This window comes from Enterococcus mundtii (genome assembly GCF_002947535.1).
Taxonomy (GTDB): Bacteria; Bacillota; Bacilli; order Lactobacillales; family Enterococcaceae; genus Enterococcus_B; species Enterococcus_B mundtii_B.
In genome coordinates this window covers 12,747-32,652 of record NZ_PUAP01000033.1, presented here as the reverse complement: position 1 = coordinate 32,652, position 19,906 = coordinate 12,747, and the positions used below count along the sequence as shown (strand labels likewise).

Sequence of the window (19,906 nt, the reverse complement as noted above, 5' to 3'; positions counted from 1 at the left end):
ATAAAGCGTTTCATTTTCTAGTAGTTTGCTGATTAATTTCTTCTAAAAAAAGTTTGAGACAGCCGAAAAAGTACAAAGAAAATTCAAGCAAAAGGGTTGTTTTTTCAGCGGAAATTTGTATACTAATACAGGTGGTAGTAAACTTGGAGTTTACTATTAGAAAACTTTACGTAGGGGGACAGAGATAAATGGAAATTGGTGAGAAGTTACGAAATCTGCGTATCCAAAAAAATTTGACACAAGAAGAATTAGGGGAGCGGACAGATTTATCAAAGGGCTATATCTCACAGCTTGAGCGGGATCTAAGTTCGCCATCGATGGAAACATTTTTCTCTATTCTTGAAGTCTTAGGAGTTACCCCAGAAGCATTTTTTCATCAAGAAACACCCAACCTTCAAATCGTTTATACGAAAGAAGATCGTACCGTTTATTACGATGAAGAGAATGGGTACGAACTGGAATGGTTAGTGACAGATTCCAACGAAAAAGAAATGGAACCAGTTTTATTGACATTTGATACAGCTGGTGAATATAAAACCTTTGAACCTTCACTTTCAGAGACATTTATTTTTGTTCTGGAAGGGGAGATTGCGCTAAGCTTGGGTGAACGAGAGTATGTAGCAAAAAAAGGTCAATCGATGTACTATCAGGCAACGACACAGCATCAATTACGCAATCATCAAAATAAACAAACTAAGGTATTGATCGTCGCAACCGAATCATACTTGTAATATAGGGGGCAGAAAAAGTGGGAAAACCAATCATATCATTCGATCAAGTCGTAAAAAGCTATGATGATGAAACAATTTTAAAGAATGTCAGTTTTGAGATCGAGCAAGGGAAATTTTATACATTGTTAGGGCCTTCTGGTTGTGGGAAAACAACGATTTTACGAATCATTGCTGGATTTACAGAAGCAACGGAAGGAGATATCTATTTTGAAGGAAAGCGACTAAACGATCTGCCGGCGAATAAACGCCAAGTCAACACGGTTTTCCAAGATTACGCCTTATTTCCTCATATGAATGTATTTGATAATGTGGCATTTGGATTGAAAATCAAAAAAATGCCTAAATCAGAAATCGAAAAAAAGGTCAAAGACGCATTACGTATGGTGCAATTACCTGGATATGAAAGGCGAGAGATCAGCGAGATGTCAGGGGGACAACGCCAACGGGTAGCCATTGCGCGAGCCATCGTCAATGAGCCGAAAGTCTTGTTGTTGGATGAACCGTTATCAGCCTTGGATCTAAAGTTACGGACAGATATGCAATATGAGTTGCGCGAACTACAACAACGTTTAGGAATCACCTTTATTTTTGTGACGCATGATCAAGAAGAAGCGTTAGCAATGAGTGATGAGATTTTTGTGATGAACAAAGGGAAAATCGTCCAAAGTGGCACCCCTGTAGATATTTATGATGAACCGATCAACCATTTCGTGGCAGATTTTGTTGGTGAAAGTAACATCGTCAATGGCGTGATGATCGAAGATAACTTAGTTGAGTTTGTTGGTAAACAATTTGAGTGTGTCGATGGTGGGATGCGCGTCAACGAACCAGTTGAAGTCGTGCTTCGTCCAGAAGATCTAACCATCACTACACCAGATAAAGGGAAATTAGTCGTGACAGTTGATACTCAACTATTCCGTGGCGTCCACTATGAAATCATTTGCTATGATGAGCAACAAAATGAATGGATGGTCCACTCAACGAAAAAAGCGCGCGAAGGTAGTCAAGTTGGCTTATCTTTTGAACCAGAAGACATCCATGTCATGCGTTTCAATGAGTCAGAAGAAGACTTCGACGCACGTTTGGAAAGCTACGAAGAATAGGGGGAGAGAATATGAGAACAATGCGTAGGATTTATTCCATCCCTTATGTCTTGTGGCTTGGATTATTTGTGATCGCGCCTGTTTTGATGATCATCTATCAATCTTTTTTTGATATGAGTGGTCAGTTTACATTAAGCAATTATGCTGCGTACTTTACTTCAGGAACTTATATCGCCATGACGATCAATTCGGTATGGTATGCGTTCCTGATTACATTATTCACCTTGTTGATCAGCTATCCGACTGCTTACTTTTTAACGAAATTGAAGCATAAGCAATTATGGTTGATGTTGATCATTTTACCGACATGGGTCAATTTGTTGTTGAAGGCGTATGCCTTTATCGGGATCTTCAGTATTCATGGAAGTGTCAACCACTTTTTCGAGTTTGTCGGCATTGGCCCGCAACAGATTTTATTTACTGATTTTAGCTTCTTGTTCGTGGCGACGTATATCGAGATTCCTTTCATGATCATGCCGATTTTTAACGCATTGGAAGAAATGAATCCTTCATTATTGAGTGCCAGTAAAGATCTAGGAGCAAGTAACTTCGAAACGTTTCGCCGAGTGATTTTTCCTTTGTCGTTAAATGGTGTGAAAAGTGGGGTACAAGCAGTCTTTATCCCCTCACTATCCCTTTTCATGTTGACTCGTTTGATTGGTGGAAATCGAGTGATCACGCTAGGTACAGCAATCGAGCAGCATTTCTTAGTGACACAAAATTGGGGTATGGGTTCAACGATCGGCGTGATTTTGATCATCGCTATGTTCGTTGTGATGTTACTAACTGGTGAGAAGAAAAAAGGAGGTCGCTCATGAGAAAAAAATTCAAATGGTCGTATCTCTATCTAACAGTTGTTTTTCTATTATTGTATTTACCGATTTTTTATTTGATATTCTACTCCTTCAATGAAGGCGGAACGATGAACAGCTTTACCGGCTTTACTTGGGAGAACTATCAAGCGGTATTTGAGGATACACGACTGATCATCATCGTACTGAATACATTTATGTTGGCGTTCTTATCGGCTTTGATAGCAACGATCATCGGGACATTTGGCGCGATGGGGATCTATTACACGAAAAAACGTCAGGCACGAACAGCGCTATTGAGCATGAACAATATTTTACTTGTTTCTCCCGATGTGATCATCGGCGCAAGTTTTTTGATTTTCTTTACGCTGTTAGGGTTTGGATTAGGCTTTCAAAGTGTTTTACTTTCCCATATCGCTTTTAGTATCCCTATCGTTGTTTTGATGGTCTTGCCAAAATTGCAAGAAATGAACGATTCGATGGTGGATGCTGCGAGAGATTTAGGGGCGAATAATTTCCAAGTAGTAAAAAATATCATTTTACCGTTTTTATCTCCAGGAATCATTGCCGGTTATTTCATGGCGTTCACATACTCTTTGGATGATTTTGCGGTCACTTTCTTTGTGACAGGGAACGGCTTTACTACTTTATCCGTTGAGATCTATTCAAGAGCGCGGCAAGGGATCAGCTTAGAGATCAACGCATTGAGCGCACTTGTCTTCCTGTTCTCGATGGTGTTAGTGATCGGTTACTACTTTATCAGTAAAGAAAACCGACCAAAACGATTGAAAAAAAATCGCCGCAACCGTGAGGAGGTGGCTCGTTTACGATGAAAAAATTACAATCTTTGCTGATCGGTATTATCTTGATCATTGGTGTATTGCTTGTCAGTGTTCGACAATTAGAAAAAGCGAGCGGAATGAGTGGAGCGAAAATCGTGACCATTTATAACTGGGGTGACTACATCGATCCTAGTCTAATCACGAAGTTTGAACAAGAATCCGGTTATAAAGTCAATTACGAAACATTTGACTCGAACGAAGCCATGTTTACCAAGATCCAACAAGGTGGAACCAATTACGACATTGCCATCCCTAGTGAATACATGATCCAAAAAATGATCGAAGAAAAACTTGTCATGCCTTTAGATCACAGTAAAATCAAAGGCTTGAACAATATCGATGATCGCTTTTTAGATCTGGATTTCGACCCTGATAATAAATATTCGATTCCTTATTTCTGGGGAACACTGGGTATCGTGTATAACGATAAAGTGTTCAATGAAGAAGAAATCAAGCACTGGGATGATCTTTGGAAACCAGAATTAAAAGACAGCTTGATGTTGATCGATGGAGCTAGAGAAGTGATGGGCTTATCTTTGAATAGTTTAGGGTATTCTTTGAATAGCAAAGACATGTCCGAACTAAATGAAGCAGCTCAAAAATTGAATAAAATGACGCCAAATGTTAAAGCAATCGTTGCAGATGAGATCAAAATGTATATGATCAACGAAGAGGCATCAGCAGCTGTAACTTTCTCAGGTGAAGCAGCAGATATGATGTATGAAAATGAACATTTACATTATGTGATCCCAACAGAAGGCTCAAATCTTTGGTTTGATAACATCGTCATGCCAAAAACAGCTAAAAACCAAGAAGGCGCCTATGATTTCATCAACTTCATGCTCGATCCGGAGAATGCCGCACAAAACGCAGAATACATCGGCTACTCCACACCAAATAAAGCTGCCAAAGCATTGCTACCAAAAGAAATCTCCGAAGATGAACAATTTTATCCATCAGATGAAACGATTTCGCATCTTGAAGTTTACGAAAATCTCGGTTCGGAATATTTAGGAATCTATAATGATTTATTTTTGGAATTCAAGATGTATCGGAAATGATAGCAAAACTCAATAAAACTGGGAAAAACTCAAGGAACAAAAACCTTTGTTTACGTACTTTTAAAAGCTCAGTTTTCCAAATTTCTACCAAGAGCGCCTTTTTAGGCGCTTTTTTGCGTTTTGCTTTAAGTATAGCAATATAGGTGAAAATAATAGTCTTTAATTAGCGTAATTGATTGTGTAAAGGATAAATCAACCATTTCACGAGTTGAGACAGGTGAAATGAATCCTAGTATTGAGTTAGTGATTGAACTAGCACAAGGGTTGGATAAAAAGGTTGTCTTAAATTTTGAGTAATCGTTTTTTAAGTCGGAATCTATTCATCCAGCCAATTAGTTGTCTCCATAAATCCTTCTTATGTATCAATCAGAATTGAAGAAGAAGCCGAAGTTGTGCTATAATAAAAACGAAAAAAGGAACTGCGTCAACAGTTCCCTTTTGACAGCACCGCTAAACCCGGTGACAGAATTTTATGCTAATGTGGAAATAGTCGTCTCCGGGAAAAAGTGACGGCTATTTCTTTTTGTCATTTTTGTTGGTCAAGGCTAGGATGCCAAAGATCAAAGTAGCGGTAAATGAACCGAAACTGATCATTAGCCCTAACGCTGTTTCAACAGACAAAAGGCTTCTCCTTTCTTCGATTTCAGTACTTATCTCCATAAGCACCACCACCTTTTTTGAAGTCGCCACCGTCATTCAACTTTACTGTCCCAAAAAGTATAGCATATCGCCCTAGATAGAGTCCTTGAACTTTAGATAAACACGGATGTTTTTTTGGAAAATTTGTATGTTCACTTAAAATACACTTAATCAGAAATCAGAATTGAAGAAGAAGCCGAAGCTGTGCTATAATAAAAACGAAAAAAGGAACTGCGTCAACAGTTCCCTTTTGACAGCACCGCTAAAAGCTAGTGGCAAGTGTAATAGTTAACTCAAAGAGAAGTAAACCATCGGCTCGCTAAAGTGACGGTTACTTCTCTTTGTCATTTTTCAGCATTGTAACAACCAAACCAACTAAAGCAACGGTAAACATACCGAAAGCTATAATTGTTTGCATTGTTTCATATGCGGACAAAAGGCTTCTCCTTTCCTCGATTTCAGTACTTATCTCCATAAGCACCACCACCTTTTTCGAAGTCGCCACCGTCATTCAACTTTACTGTCCCAAAAAGTATAGCATATCACCCTAGTTAGAGTCCTTGCACTTTGGATAATAACTAGTTTTTTTTATTTTTATCTACTCAAAAAAACTAAATTATACTATAAATTTGCGTTCAAAATTTCTTTGGCGATCACATCAGTTGTAATCAAATCAGTAATCAAATGATTGATGCATGCATAGTAGATACCTGACCATTTCTCTTTTTGATAAGCAATGGCAATGACTTGAGGGATTTTCTTTAAGTCTTCAATACTGATACCAATCACATTCGTATTTGCTAAGTGATTGACTTCCTTTCCTTGTTTGTCAAAGAAGCGAGAGTTGATATCGCCAACGATATCCAGTTCTAAAAGTTCAGCAATATCTTTGTCCGTAATGTATCCCATGTCTTGCATCGTATTTCTGTGTTGTGGAGAAGAGATACTGACGATCGCCATATCCACATGCTTAGCTTCTTCTAATACTTCTTTGATATTCTGATTGTTTTCAAGTACTTTTTTTGCAGATGGATCATTGATCAAAGCAGGTGCATATAAATATTTTGATGAGCTTCGTGTTTTTTTTGCAAACTCATAACAAAGCTGATTTGAGTGGACATCAAAATTATTTGTGCCCATTCCACCAATCAAGGGAATAAATACTTTATTTTGATAGGATTCAAATGGAAACTGTGTGACTAATGCTTTGATTGATTTCCCCCAAGATAAACCAATTGAATGCACGGTTTCAATTTTATTTTTGATCGATAAGGCAGCTGTCTGTCCAAGTAATTTTTCGATCTCAGAAGTGGATAGATTATTCGTATCAATAACAGTAGCTGAATTTAACCCAAATTTTTTCTCCAATTCATTTTCTAGATTGACGGAATAGACTTCCTCGCTATTGAAGAAGAATTCAATAAATCCTTGATTTCTGGCAGCAACTAACCATTTTGAAATCAAGGAACGAGAAACGCCCATCTTTTTTGATATTTCTACTTGTGTCAAACCTTCTTTGTAATAAAGGGTAGCAACTTTAATTAAATTTCTTTCTTCAGACCTATTCATTTTTTTCTCCTTTTTGTTCCGCTGGATTCTACTTAATGTATCAATTCTATACTAAATTAATTAAAAAAAAAAGAAAATACCATTTGACAATAATTGTGTCACTTGATATTATAAACCCGAAGGTATCAAATGACACAGAAAATATCGTTTGATACCAAAGAGCAGGAGCACCAAATTTTATTATAGGAGGAAGGTTATGGATTTTTTAGTAAAGCTTTCAGACGGTTTCATCGGGATGTTTCAAGCTGGAGCAGACACATTTATGGGGTTTCTTACTGGGATAGTGCCGCTTTTGATTACTTTGATTTTATTTGTAAACGCTTTAATCAAGATCATCGGTGAAGACCGAGTGTTTGGATTTATGCAAATATGTACAAAATTCATGATTCTTAGATACACGTTGATTCCATTTTTAGCTTGTTTTTTCTTGACGAATCCGATGTGCTACACCTTTGGCCGCTTTTTAAAAGAAGAACATAAAGCAGCGTATTATGACTCAACGGTTTCCATGTTGCATCCGATTGTCGGACTCTTTCCTCATGCGAACTCAGCAGAGTTATTTGTTTTCCTGGGTGTCGCTTCAGGGTATGCCCAAGTAGGAAATCAGAGTGAGTTAGGCTTACGCTACCTTTTAGCAGGATTTGTTGTTATTTTGATCCGTGGTGTTTTAACTGAAAGAATCGCTGCTGTATTGGCAAGTCGTGACAAGAAAAAAGCTGTGAACGCCTGAATGAAATAGGAGGAGAGCGAATGGTAAGAAAGGTAATCGTCAATAAAGGAAATGGTGGCTGGGGTGGTCCATTGACCTTAGTTCCTGATAATAAAAAGAAATATATTATTAGTGTTACGGGTGGTGGCATCCATCCGGTAGCGGAAAAAATTGCTGAATTAACGGGAACGACCGCAGTGGACTCATTTAAAAATCCAGTTGAAAAAGAAGAAACACTTGCCGCTGTCATTGACTGTGGAGGAACAGCACGATGTGGTACGTACCCTCGTATGAGAATTCCAACGATCAACGTCAAACTGCAAGCGCCTTCAGGTCCGCTGGCTAAGTTTATGACGGAAGATATCTTTGTATCGGGTACCACAGTGAATGATTTACAGCTAGTCGATGGTGAATCATCTGAAGAAACGATACAAACTGTAACAGTTGTTCCAAAAGAGGTCTTGCACGATGAAAAGGTAGCTGTCAAAGAGAAAGAAACTACTGTTGAAGCCTCTGCAGATACAATGAAAAGAAAAGGGTTCTTAGGATTTATCGATATGATTGGACGTGGAGCTGGAACATTTATCAATATCATGTACCAAGCAGGACGAGAAACGATCGACACAGTAATGACGAATATTATCCCTTTCATGGCTTTTGTAGCTACCTTGATCGGGATCATCAATTACACAGGTATCGGAAATCTGATTGCTCGTGTCTTATCACCACTAGCTGGAAGTTTGATTGGTTTAGTTGTTCTAGGTCTAATCACTAGTTTGCCTTTTCTATCGCCACTACTCGCTCCAGGCGCAGTTATTGCGTCTGTCATTGGATTGCTGATTGGAACAGAAATTGCAAACGGTACCATTCCAGCTCACTATGCTTTACCTGCATTATTTGCTATAAACTCTCAAGTTGGTTGTGATTTTGCTCCAGTGGGTATGACTTTAGGGGAGGCAAGACCTGATACGATTTCTTCTGGCGTTCCAGCTATTTTATTTTCTCGTGTGATTACTGGTCCGTTAGCGGTAGTTGTTGCTTACTTCATGTCATTTGGACTTTAAAAATATAAAAAGAGGTGGAAATATGATTCCAAATAAAATTAAATTCGCATATTTAGCAGAAAAAGGGAAAGCAAAAGTCGCCGAGATGCCCATGCCAGAGTTATTAGATGATGAAATTTTGGTGAAGCAAGATGCGTGTAACATTTGTACTACTGATTATCAACAGTGGCAAGGTTTAAGAGAACACCAAGGGTATCCAATGGCAGGTGGTCATGAGGGGACAGGAACGATCGTTGCAAAAGGCAGTAAAGTCGGTGCAACGTTTGAAGTAGGTGATCGGGTGAGCGTGATCTATGACTACTGTGGTTACTGCGATGAATGTAAGCATGGGGAAGTCACAGGTTGTGAAAATATCAAGCAGTTTGGTAAAAATTATTCGGATGAATTTTATGGAATCTTTGGCTTTGCGAATTATTTTATCAGAAAAGCAAAGAGCTTTGTCAAGATGAGTCCAGATTTAGCGCCATCAGAAGCAGCGTTTGTTGAACCGCTCTCTTCGGTGATCCAGAATATGAAAAAATTGAGAATCAAATCTGGTACGGATACGGTAGTCGTGATCGGTGGAGGAACAATGGGTTTACTTAACGCTGAAACGGCACGAGCATTCGGCGCTAGAGTCATCGTTTCTGAGTTGATGGAAAAGAAAGTCGAGATTGCTGAATCAATGGGCTTTGAAGTGGTCAATCCTAAAAAAGAAGATCCTGTTCAACGAGTAAAAGAATTAACGAATGGCAAAGGTGCAGATATCGTGATCGTCGCAGTTGGTCTAACGATTGCCAACAATCAAGCGTTAGAAATGGTCAAACCAAAAGATGGGAAAATATCGATGTATGCTGCGGGTTATCCTGCACCAGAAATGGATGTCGATCCCAATAAAGTCCATTATATGCGTTTAGAGTTGATTGGAACATATGGTTCAACATTAGAAGATTTTTACGATGCAGCACAAATGTTGAATACTGGCAGAGTGGATGTTTCAAAACTGGTGGAGACGCATATTCCATTAGATGATATCCAAAAAGCTTTTGAAACAGCAAGTACACCAGGAAATTATCGAGTATCAGTAACTTTAGATTAATCCAAAGGAGCGAGCAAGTGATGAAATGTTTGGCAATTGCAGATTTATTCATTGATAAAAAGATGATGGATGACGGGTTAGCTTTATTGAAGGAAAAAGGCATCGAAGTGGAAGTGAAAGAGTGGCAACATTCTGACTTGGAAGCTTTACAAAAAGATAATATCACTTTAGAAAAACGAGGTAGCGAATCAGTAGATCTCCCAGACTATTTAATGGAAGGAATCGAAGCATATGATTACCTGATCACGCAATTCGCTCCCGTAGGAAAAAAGGTTATTGATCAGGCAAAAAATTTAAAATTTGTTGGCGTATTACGTGCTGGCATTGAAAATGTCAACCGTGAATATGCAGAAGAAAAAGGAATCACTGTTTTCAATACTCCAGGGCGTAGTGAGACGAGTGTATCGGAATATACGGTTGGATTGATGCTTTCGGAAATACGTAATATTGCCAGAGCAGATCGAAAATTACGTAATGGTGAATGGGAGAAACACTATCCAAATGGTGTCTTGACGCCTGAATTGAAAGAATCGGTTGTCGGCTTGATTGGTTACGGCGCGATTGGTCAAAAAGTTGCGAACTTAGTACGCCCGTTTGGTGGGAAAATCATTTTCTTCGATGATTATTTCAAAGGCGAAACAGAGGATACTCAAGTTTCTCTAGATGAACTCATCGAACAAGCAGATATCGTTTCGATGCATTATCGTTTGACTGACCAAACGAAAAATATGATCAATGAAGCACATTTCAAAAAAATGAAAAACTCTGCGGTGATCATCAACAGCGCTAGATCAGGCTTGATCAACGAGAATGATTTGATCGAAGCTTTGCAAACCAAAGAAATCACAGGTGCGGCAGTGGATGTCTTCGAACAAGAACCATTACCAACTGATCATCCATATTTGAGTTTAGAAAATGTCACGATCACGCCACATATCGCTGGATCGACAATTGGGAATTTTGCCAATTCACCGAAGATTTTAGCAAATCGCATAGTAAATGAATATCTTTAAAGACAGGAGTGGAATTTTCCTATGGGTGAGATTCGTTTAGTACTGCTTGTCATTGTACTACTTGGGTTGAATATCGTAACTTCAATCAGGCATTCCAATTATTACAAAAAGACAGTCAATCAGATCATACAAAATAACTCAGAAGGTTATTTTGGTATAGGTATGACACAAAGTACATTCAAAAAAAGAAATATTGTGTTGATGGTCACCAGTCTTGACGGTGTTGTGGAAGAGTGTCAGGTGATGTCTGGCTTAACGATCTTTGCAAAATTCAAACCTTTTGAAGAAGTTAACGGACAATCGATCACAGAAATTCCTGCGCATCTTTTGAACGGAAAATATGGCGAAGCACTCACTCAAGCCATCGAGTTCATCGCAAATGAAAGAAAATAAACTATTTTGGAGGAACAATAATGACGTTATATGGAAAGCTTTTACAAAGAGAAAAACACGGTGCACCAATCAAAGTGGGAGTCATTGGTGCAGGGCAAATGGGTTTTGGGATGGTTTCACAAATCTCAACGATTCCTGGAATGATCGTTGGTGGGATCAGTGACATTAATCTAGACGCTGCAAAACGAGCGGCAGATGCCTATAATGCGAGTGCCGATCAGAAAATCAACATTTTTACCAGTACAGATTTCAAAGAAATCGTTAATTCCGATAATGTAGAAATTATTGTTGACGCCACAGGGGTACCAGAAGCTGGAGCCAAAATTGCGTTAGCAACATTGATTGCAAAAAAACACTTAGTTCTATTGAACGTGGAAATCGACATTACTGTGGGACCTTTGATGAAACAGCTGTATGATGCGGCTGGATTGATCTACACAGGATCAGATGGAGATGAGCCAGCAGCAACCGTTCAGATGTACGAATTTGCTAAGAGTATGGGAATGGAAGTATTAGTCGCAGGGAAAGGGAAAAACAATGCCTTGAAAGTAAGTGCAAATCCTGATACAGCTCAAGCGGAAGCTGATGCAAAAGGAATGAACAGCCACATGTTAGCTGCTTTCCAAGATGGTACAAAAACGATGGCAGAAATGAACCTCCTTTCAAACGCGATCGGTTACTTACCTGATGTTGTCGGTATGCATGGGATTTCTGCTGATTTAGATGGGACAGTCGAGAAATTGGATTTGAAAGAAAATGGTGGGATCTTAAATAGTTTTGGTGTAGTTGAGTACGTTGATGGAATTGCACCAGGAATATTCTGTATCGTGAAAGGGCAAAACGAAGGAGTTCAACATGAGTTGAACTATTTAATGAAAAAAGGGGACAGAGATCATCATCTCTTGTATCGTCCTTATCATCTATGTAGTTTAGAAACACCATTGACGATTGCTCGTGCAGTCTTAGAAAATGACACTGCGATTGTTCCTATGGGGGCACCGATTTCAGAAACAGTTGCTGTTGCCAAACGTGATATCAAAGCAGGAGAGAAAATTGATGGCATTGGAGGCTATTGCGTCCGAGGTGTACTTGAAACGCATGCTGACATGAAGAAAAATGGCAATGTACCAATCGGTTTAGTTGGTGGTAGTTCAGTAGCTAAACGTGACATCAAAGATGGTGCATTCTTGACAGTAGATGATATCGAACTAGATGAGTCGACAACGGTGTTCAAAATCCGTCGATTACAAGACGAAACATTCGCATAAGAATAGGAGGGTGACGATGCATAAAACAAAAATAACCGAAATCGGCCATATTGTTGAAGATTTTGCGGAAGAATTTTTACTCGTTCTTTTTGGACCGGAAGCACCTCCTGAATTAAGAGATATTTGTGTTATCCATGAGAACGTGTCTAAACCAGAAAATGTGCTTAGAAAAAATGGTGCGCTAACGATTGGTCAAAATAAATATAGAATACTTGAAGTCGGCTCAGAAGCAAATGCGAATTATGAATCGCTAGGACATATCTCGATTTATTTTAGAGAAACTGAAAACAACGAGATTCTTCCTGGGGCAATTTTAGTGGAACCCAAAGTGTTTCCGACACTTGGTTTAGGAGACGAGATTACGATTGAGTAACATAAGGAAAGCCCGACTTATACGATATACCTAATTATTTGTCACCGCGATTGATCGATAGCCAAAAGAAAGAATAGTGAAATAATAAAAAAAGAATCACTCAAAGATTATTTGTCTTTGAGTGATTTTTTTTGCTTTTACTTGCTTTGATCAACTACGACAGGGATTTTAATAGGAAAGTAAAATAACGAAAATGAACCGTCTATTTATTGATTGATGGAATAAATATTCACAGTGGATGGATAATAATTGTATGTTTGACGGATACTCCTCTGAGAACACAAGAGAATCTGCTTATCATTTTATTTCTAAGAGAAAAGAGAATCATCTGAGGACGTAATGTTTTTCTATTTTCTTGAAACATTATAAACATCATTTGAGACAATAAAAACGAAGGTCTATTCATGAGTCATTCACATTGAAGTGTTTAATGTAAAAGTGAAGATTTTCCTATTCGAAAGATGTAATCGTTTTATTTAAGTGAAGGAATCAGTGCGAGATACTTAGCATAACAATGTTTTAATATCTCGTGTTTCTTTATTGATGTAAAAGGAATAATAAGAAGTTGCATTGAGTAAACATGAACTTTAATATACTAAATAAAAAAACGTTTGGTTATAATATAATTAGAGTTTTCTAATTATAAGTGTTGTTCAAATAGTAAAAAAGTTCATTTATCAATTGTTTTATGAGATAATTTATACATAAATTAAAATATGATTAGAGGATGGAAGGTGGATATATTTATGGTTAAACTGAACAAGAAAAAACTCATTGCAAATATACTTTTAAGTTCAATGGTATTAGCGCAAACAGTACCGACTTTTGCGAACGTTTTGGAGGATATCGATCCAATAAAACAAACGTTTGTTGAAGAAGAGACAATAGATGAAGAAATAGAAACCTTCGATGATGAAGTCTCAAATGATGAAACTACATCTAGCGAACTGGATCTTTTGACTGATGATAACAACGATGACAGTGATGTGGTCATGGTAACTGAAGAAACTGACCAAGAATCGTTAGAAGCACCAGAACTACTGCTTGAGGAGCAATTGCCGTTAGTTGAAGAGTTAGAGGAGACAGGAGAATCAGTTGTTGAGTCTTTCTTTTCAGGGGAGGGTGATGGTTCTGTCACTTCACCATTCCAAATCACTACTGAAGCAGAATTGAATGAGATGCGTGAGGACTTAACAGCGCATTATCGATTGATGAATGATATCACACTTACTTCAGAATGGCTTCCTATTGGTTATGGGACAACTTTAGCAACGAAATTTACTGGAAGTTTTACTGCTAAACCCGGAACAGTCATCCGCAATATGGTAGTTACTTCGGGAGAACAAGCGGGGGATCTGGGCAATCGCGGATTCTTCGGAGTGGTAGATGGTGCAACGATTTCGGGGATCACACTTGAGAATCCACGTGTTGTAGGCGGACTTTATGGGAATAATATAGGTGGATTGGTTGGACGAGTGACTATTCAAAAATCGATACCGACGACTATCACTGATTCTGCTGTCGTTGGAGGAAGTATCGAAGCGAGTGGAAGCTATGTTGGTGGGTTAATCGGATATATGGCGGATTATATGCAAGGAACTATTGTCGCTCGCTCGTCTTCTTCAGCAACGATAACAGTTAAAGCAAATCCTAACATGTATCCTCAAGCTGTTGGTGGGTTGATCGGAGTAAATGCAATTGAAGTTGTAGATAGTTATGCGACAGGAGATGTCACGGCGAATACTACCAATACTGGTGGCTTAATTGGTTTGAATAGTTTTGGGATAGTCAGCCGTTCGTATGCAACCGGGAATATTGATAGCCCGGAAAATATAAACGTGGGAGGGTTGATTGGCGGACACGACTACTACAGTACAGTAGAAGATTCCTATGCGACAGGAGATGTCATTGGAGGATTGAATGTCGGAGGTTTTATTGGAGCCATTCATCCCGATGCGTTTGGAGTAGCACGCAACTATAGTACAGGACATGTATCTGGCGTTGATTATGTTGGCGGTTTTGTCGGTAATGCCGGCTCTCTGGTAATCAAAAACAGTTATGCAATGGGTGATGTAACTGGAGATTCAAATGTGGATCATTTCGGTTTAGGTGGTACGAATAGCAACAATTACTACTACAATAACTCTGAGGCTTTATACAATGGGGTTCCAGTCGGTGGTCAAGTGATCGAAGATGTCATCGAACCTTTAGATGTCATTGAATTGCGCACACAAGCGACCTATGAATCAAGTAGCTGGGATTTCGGAAGTACTTGGGTATGGGATAGTGCAAGCAATTACCCTAAGTTAGGACTAGGTAACGAGATTGATACTTTACCGATTGATGCATTAGGAGAGACCCTTCAAGTATCTTACAGTGGAGCAGAAACAAGGATTCCGCTCACCGATGCCTTTTCTTTGTTCGGACGTGGTGGAAACCCAGATGATTATCTTTTTGAGACAAATGCCGACGGAGTGAGTATCTCAGCCGATGGTATGGATTTGATCTTGGAAATTTCTAGTGTTGGGATTTATGAAGTTACTGCGACACCAATCAGTCGTATCACTGTGTTAGAACCTGGGCAGAATTGGAATAAAGCGATCATCGAAGTGACTCCGGCTGAAATTGTGTTGGAAAAAGGTACGGTCTTTTCTCGTACGTTTAATGGAACGACAGAAATTGATCATTTCGATATGCCAACGTTAGCTGGGTTAGCGCCTGAAGATGAGGTGATTTGGCAAGAAGCTAGCTTCCAATATACGAATAGTGCTGCTGGAACGAATACGATCGAAGGAGCGAATTGGACCCTTGATTGGGGCACAGTCAACCTTTCCAACTATGATGTTACCGGCTTACCGACTCTGGAAAATGGTGAGTATCTTGTCACAGATGTCTTTGATGTCGAAGCAATCACCAAAGCAAACGGTGCATTTCTTAGAATTGACGAGGAATTAGCAAAACAAAACAATACCCATGAAGTAATCACCATTGCGGGTACCGCGCTTCTCCATCATGACGATACCCCAGATACACCAGGCGAGCACTGGTACCATGACCATGCGGATGAGTTGCTTCAAGATATAACTTTTCTGATTTATGACACAGACCCGCAAGCCACTCCGCTTGCACGAGTAGTAGCTTATGCGGATGGTGTAGCAGCGGTAGATGGGGTTTTTGTAGGATTAAGTGCCAACACTACCTATTGGATCACTGCAATTTCAGATGAGAGCGACAACTTTTTAGCAGGGGAAGAATCTGACCCAATCATGCTTAGCACGACTTCTCTAAGTGGAGGAGGAGAAGAACCTGGAGGAGAAAATGAATCTGGTGGAGCTGGAGGAGAAGATGGAACTGGTGGAACTAGTGAATCTGATGGAACTGATGGAACCGGTGGTACTGGGTCAACAGGTAATAATGTAAATGCTGGTACGCTGCCTAGTGGAACCAATCTAGCATCAAATCGGGGTAATAATCAGTCAGTGAGAGGCGGTAACCTTCCGAAAGCAGGTTCCACAGTTGGTCCTTGGATGCTTGTTGGGTCAGCAGCAATAGCTGTAGTTGTAGCTAACTGGGTAAAGCAAGCGAAAAAAGAATAGTGCACAAATTTTTGTTCAATTAACTGAATAACAAAGTGTAGGGAAATAACCCATAACATCCAGAATTCTTCTTGGATGTTGTGGGTTATTTAGTGAATTTGGTTGCTTTTGATACAATTTAAGGTAGCGATTTTTTAATTAAAGATGTTATTTTTTTATTTTATCTTGGCTGTTATGAATAAAATATTATTTTGGATATTTGTTATTAAAACAAAATAAAATAACGAATATCAACTATTTGTTCAATGATTACACGAGTGGATTTTTGTATGAATGTGTGAATAGTCACCTCATAAGTTATTATCTTTACCACAAAAATAATAAAATGATTTTATTATTTAATTTTAAGTGTAAAAACAAGTCATCCGATTTTTATTATACTAAATGGAAAACATTGTAACTGTTCGGTGAGGGCTATAGTTAAAGACTTATAGATAAGTCTTTCGAACATCATCCGACGATCTCTTGTTTAAATTTTCTATTACCTGATGCACGTCGACTTTATTAGAGAGTAAAATAGACGTTCATAAACATAATGATGTTTTAATATCGATTGTTTTCTTATTTTGCAACTGGTTCAATAAAAAAATAGTTCAGATAAAATATCTATTTTAAAATGATTGATAAAAAACATTTAGTTATAATATAATTAGAGTTATCTAATTATAAAAGCCTTTTAAACAGCTAAAAAATTTATTTTATTATTATTTTATGAGATAATAATATTGTTAATTAAAAAATAGTTAGAAATGAAAGGGTGGTTTTTATGGTTAGGTTGAGTAAGAAAAAACTGATTGCCAATATCTTTTTGAGCTCCATGTTGTTAGCGCAAACAGTGCCGACTTTTGCAAATGTTTTAGAGGTCAATGAGGCAATAAGTCACACAATTGTTGAAAAAGAAGCAATGGAGGAAGAAATCAATCAAGAAACATCAGAACAAATGATAGGGGATCAGTTGCCATTGTCTGAAGAGACAAGCGAAATGGCTATTGATCCTTTATTTTCAGGGGTAGGTAATGGTTCTGTCAGTTTTCCATTCCAAATCACAACTGAAGCTGAATTGAATGAAATACGAAATGATCTAACAGCGCATTATCATCTGATGAATGATATCACACTTACTTCAGATTGGATACCTGTTGGATATGGAGCAACTTTAGCAACAAAATTTACTGGAAGTCTTACAGCTGAGCCTGGGACAGTGATCCGTAATATGCGGGTTACATCTGGTGCCCAAGCTGGAGATACGGGCAATCGCGGTTTCTTCGGTGTGACTGACGGTGCGAGAATATCGGGGATCACACTCGAAAATCCACAAGTTTCGGGAGGGTTAAATGGTGAGGCGATCGGTGGATTGATTGGTCGAATCAACGATGTAAATTCAAAACCAACGACTGTCACTGATTCTGCTGTTGTCGGCGGAAGGATTGAAGCTAGTGGAGGTTATGTTGGCGGATTAGTGGGATCTATGGTAAACAGACTTCATGGAACTGCTGTTATCCGTTCTTCTTCTTCTGCCACGGTCACAGTAAACAGAGATCTGAATGATTCACCGCAAGCTGTTGGCGGATTGATTGGAGCAAATAGCAATACAGTGGTGGACAGTTATGCCACAGGTGATGTAACGGCTAATACATCCAATGTCGGCGGATTGATTGGGTATAATAGATATGGCCATGTCAGTCGTTCCTATGCAATGGGGAATGTGACTAGTACAGAAGGCAGTAATCATGGCGGATTGATTGGAATACAGCACATTTATAGTACAGTGATTGATTCTTACGCTACAGGAGATGTAGTTGGAATAACTGGCGTTGGTGGATTTATTGGTGGGATACATTCTCTTGCTGAACCAGTCGGACGAAGTTATAGTACGGGGTCTGTCGTTGGCGTTGCAAATGTTGGTGGATTTGTCGGGGATGCCGAATATTCCGAGGTTCAAAACAGCTATGCGATGGGGGACGTAACCGGAGAATCTAACGTCGATCATTTTGGTTTTAATAGTACGAACCTCCATAATTATTACTATAATCATTCGAAAGTATTAAATAATGGAGTTTATGTAGAAGGGCCTGTTACTCCAGATGTCATTGAACCATTGGATGTCATTGAATTGCGTACACGAAATACTTACGAATCTAATGGTTGGGATTTCGATAGTATTTGGGTATGGGATACTGAGACAAACTATCCTAAATTAGGTCTTGGAAGTGAAGTTGATACTTTGCCTATTGATGCGTTGGGTGAAACAGTCCAAGTACCGTATGGTGGAGTAGAAACGCGAATTTCCCTCTCAAATGCCTTTTCTGTATTTGGTCGTGGGGGCAATCCAGATGATTATCTCTTTGGGACAGATGCAGATGGAATTAGTGTTTCAGAAGATGGCCGCTACTTGATTTTGGAGATCACAAGTATTGGCACATACGAGATCACTGCTACACCGATCAGACGGCTCACTACATTAGAACCAGGACAAAATTGGAATAAAGCGATTATTGAAGTCGTGCCAGCTGAAATCCTTTTAGAAAAAGGAACAGTTTTTGCTCGTGGATTCAATGGGACGACAGAAATCGATCATTTTGCTGCGCCAACATTAATGGGCTTAGCACCTGGGGAAGACGTGATTTGGCTAGAAGAATCCTTCCGATATACAGATAGCATTACTGGAACGGATACGATCAAAGGAGAGAATTGGGCACTTGACTGGGGAGCTATTGATCTTTCCAATTATGATGTCACGAAATTACCAACTATGGAAAATGATGCCTACCGTATTGTCGATATCTTTGATGTCGAAGCGATTACGAAGGCAGCCGGTGCCTTTTTAAGGATTGACGAAGAACTAGCTGCACAAAACAATACCCATGAAGTAATCACGATTGCGGGTACCGCGCTTCTTCATCATGATGATACACCGGATACTCCTGGTGAACAATGGTACCATGACCATGTAGAAGAATTACTGCAAGATGTGACATTCCTGATTTACGATACAAATCCTCAGGTCAATCCACTTGCACGTGTTGTTACGTATGCAGATGGTATAGCAGCAGTAGATGGCGCTTTTGCAGGCTTAAATGCCAACACCACGTATTGGATCACTGCTATTTCAGATGAAAGTACCAACTTTTCACAAGGGGAAGAGTCTGAACCAATCATGCTCAATACAGCGCTTTCGGGAGGTAATGGCGGAGGAGGTAATAATGGCAATGGAGGAACTGGCGGAAATACTGGAAATAACGGTGGGGGACCTTCAGGAAATAATCAACCTGGTACTACCCCAAGTGGGAATCCTGCGGGAAGTGGCAATGGAAATATTGCTACTAATGCCGCCTCTACTAGAAGTTCTGGCAGAGGCGATAAATTACCGAATACTGGCGAAGTAGCTAGTACATTCGCACTGCTTGGTTTTGGAGCGGTAGGCACAGCTTTAGCTAGCTGGCTGAAACGTAAGAAAAGTAATTAAGCGATGACATAAAGATTGAGCTAATTGTGTATAGCGTCAAGAAATATTTCTATGAACCTAGAATTTGTTTTTCGGATTTTTAGGTTTTGGACTATTTCTGAGAACTAACATGATTGTCTCAATCTTTTTTTGTTGATTAAAAATGGATAGTGAAGATCAGTGAGTAGTCATACTACAGACAAACGTCGA

18 protein-coding genes are annotated in these 19,906 nt (G+C 39.1%); 15 read left to right on the top strand and 3 right to left on the bottom strand.

What is annotated here, in order from left to right; all coding sequences use genetic code 11:
* The first annotated feature begins 188 nt into the window (after positions 1-188).
* The 6 genes from CUS89_RS11240 (at position 189) to CUS89_RS11215 (ending at position 4,846) form a co-directional block, all read left to right on the top strand.
* Positions 189-731: a helix-turn-helix domain-containing protein gene (locus CUS89_RS11240; protein WP_065095581.1), complete on the top strand. Its 543-nt coding sequence runs from the start codon at positions 189-191 to the stop codon at positions 729-731.
* Between the two features lie 17 nt (positions 732-748).
* The gene (locus CUS89_RS11235; RefSeq protein WP_104872201.1) at positions 749-1,834 is read left to right on the top strand and encodes an ABC transporter ATP-binding protein; all 1,086 of its coding nucleotides are present in this window, start codon (positions 749-751) and stop codon (positions 1,832-1,834) included.
* A gap of 11 nt (positions 1,835-1,845) precedes the next feature.
* A complete protein-coding gene (locus tag CUS89_RS11230) occupies positions 1,846-2,652 on the top strand; it encodes an ABC transporter permease (RefSeq protein WP_019723761.1) in 807 nt (268 codons plus the stop codon).
* Entirely contained in the window at positions 2,649-3,479 is an 831-nt protein-coding gene (locus tag CUS89_RS11225; RefSeq protein ID WP_104872200.1) for an ABC transporter permease, read from the top strand. The genes CUS89_RS11230 and CUS89_RS11225 overlap by 4 nt, the downstream gene beginning before the upstream one ends.
* The gene (locus tag CUS89_RS11220; protein ID WP_104872199.1) at positions 3,476-4,549 is read left to right on the top strand and encodes an ABC transporter substrate-binding protein; all 1,074 of its coding nucleotides are present in this window, start codon (positions 3,476-3,478) and stop codon (positions 4,547-4,549) included. Before CUS89_RS11225 ends, CUS89_RS11220 begins: the two co-directional genes overlap by 4 nt.
* A gap of 162 nt (positions 4,550-4,711) precedes the next feature.
* Complete coding sequence (locus CUS89_RS11215) at positions 4,712-4,846, top strand: helix-turn-helix transcriptional regulator (RefSeq protein ID WP_308726891.1); 135 nt, start codon at positions 4,712-4,714, stop codon at positions 4,844-4,846.
* 216 nt (positions 4,847-5,062) lie between these two features.
* On the opposite strand, the gene CUS89_RS11210 is transcribed toward CUS89_RS11215, so the two are convergent.
* The 3 genes from CUS89_RS11210 to CUS89_RS11200 all read right to left on the bottom strand — a co-directional run bounded on the left by CUS89_RS11210 (position 5,063) and on the right by CUS89_RS11200 (position 6,757).
* Positions 5,063-5,209, bottom strand: coding sequence for a putative holin-like toxin (locus CUS89_RS11210; protein ID WP_010734785.1), 147 nt, complete (start codon positions 5,207-5,209; stop codon positions 5,063-5,065).
* 310 nt (positions 5,210-5,519) lie between these two features.
* Positions 5,520-5,663 carry a type I toxin-antitoxin system toxin PepG1 gene (pepG1, locus tag CUS89_RS11205; RefSeq protein WP_181055358.1) on the bottom strand — a complete coding sequence of 48 codons (144 nt, stop codon included), beginning with the start codon at positions 5,661-5,663 and terminating at the stop codon, positions 5,520-5,522.
* 146 nt (positions 5,664-5,809) lie between these two features.
* Positions 5,810-6,757, bottom strand: a complete 948-nt coding sequence (locus CUS89_RS11200; RefSeq protein WP_104872197.1) for a sugar-binding transcriptional regulator — start codon at positions 6,755-6,757, stop codon at positions 5,810-5,812.
* A 196-nt stretch (positions 6,758-6,953) separates the two neighbouring features.
* On the opposite strand from CUS89_RS11200, the gene srlA reads away from it, so the two are divergent.
* The 9 genes from srlA to CUS89_RS11155 all read left to right on the top strand — a co-directional run bounded on the left by srlA (position 6,954) and on the right by CUS89_RS11155 (position 19,717).
* A complete protein-coding gene (srlA, locus tag CUS89_RS11195) occupies positions 6,954-7,487 on the top strand; it encodes a PTS glucitol/sorbitol transporter subunit IIC (protein WP_104872196.1) in 534 nt (177 codons plus the stop codon).
* A 20-nt stretch (positions 7,488-7,507) separates the two neighbouring features.
* Entirely contained in the window at positions 7,508-8,530 is a 1,023-nt protein-coding gene (srlE, locus tag CUS89_RS11190) for a PTS glucitol/sorbitol transporter subunit IIB (RefSeq protein ID WP_104872195.1), read from the top strand.
* Between the two features lie 22 nt (positions 8,531-8,552).
* The gene (locus CUS89_RS11185; protein WP_104872194.1) at positions 8,553-9,608 is read left to right on the top strand and encodes a zinc-dependent alcohol dehydrogenase; all 1,056 of its coding nucleotides are present in this window, start codon (positions 8,553-8,555) and stop codon (positions 9,606-9,608) included.
* Between the two features lie 20 nt (positions 9,609-9,628).
* On the top strand, positions 9,629-10,621 hold the full coding sequence (locus tag CUS89_RS11180) for a 2-hydroxyacid dehydrogenase (RefSeq protein ID WP_258082416.1): 993 nt from the start codon (positions 9,629-9,631) through the stop codon (positions 10,619-10,621).
* Positions 10,622-10,642: 21 nt separating this feature from the next.
* Complete coding sequence (locus CUS89_RS11175; protein WP_104872192.1) at positions 10,643-11,014, top strand: transcriptional regulator GutM; 372 nt, start codon at positions 10,643-10,645, stop codon at positions 11,012-11,014.
* 20 nt (positions 11,015-11,034) lie between these two features.
* Positions 11,035-12,282 (top strand): NAD(P)H-dependent oxidoreductase, encoded by a 1,248-nt coding sequence (locus CUS89_RS11170; protein WP_104872191.1) that lies wholly within the window; start codon positions 11,035-11,037, stop codon positions 12,280-12,282.
* Between the two features lie 16 nt (positions 12,283-12,298).
* Positions 12,299-12,655 (top strand): PTS glucitol/sorbitol transporter subunit IIA, encoded by a 357-nt coding sequence (locus CUS89_RS11165; protein ID WP_104872190.1) that lies wholly within the window; start codon positions 12,299-12,301, stop codon positions 12,653-12,655.
* A gap of 746 nt (positions 12,656-13,401) precedes the next feature.
* Positions 13,402-16,251 carry a GLUG motif-containing protein gene (locus tag CUS89_RS11160; protein ID WP_181055357.1) on the top strand — a complete coding sequence of 950 codons (2,850 nt, stop codon included), beginning with the start codon at positions 13,402-13,404 and terminating at the stop codon, positions 16,249-16,251.
* 766 nt (positions 16,252-17,017) lie between these two features.
* Positions 17,018-19,717 (top strand): LPXTG cell wall anchor domain-containing protein, encoded by a 2,700-nt coding sequence (locus CUS89_RS11155; RefSeq protein ID WP_104872188.1) that lies wholly within the window; start codon positions 17,018-17,020, stop codon positions 19,715-19,717.
* Positions 19,718-19,906 lie beyond the last annotated feature (189 nt).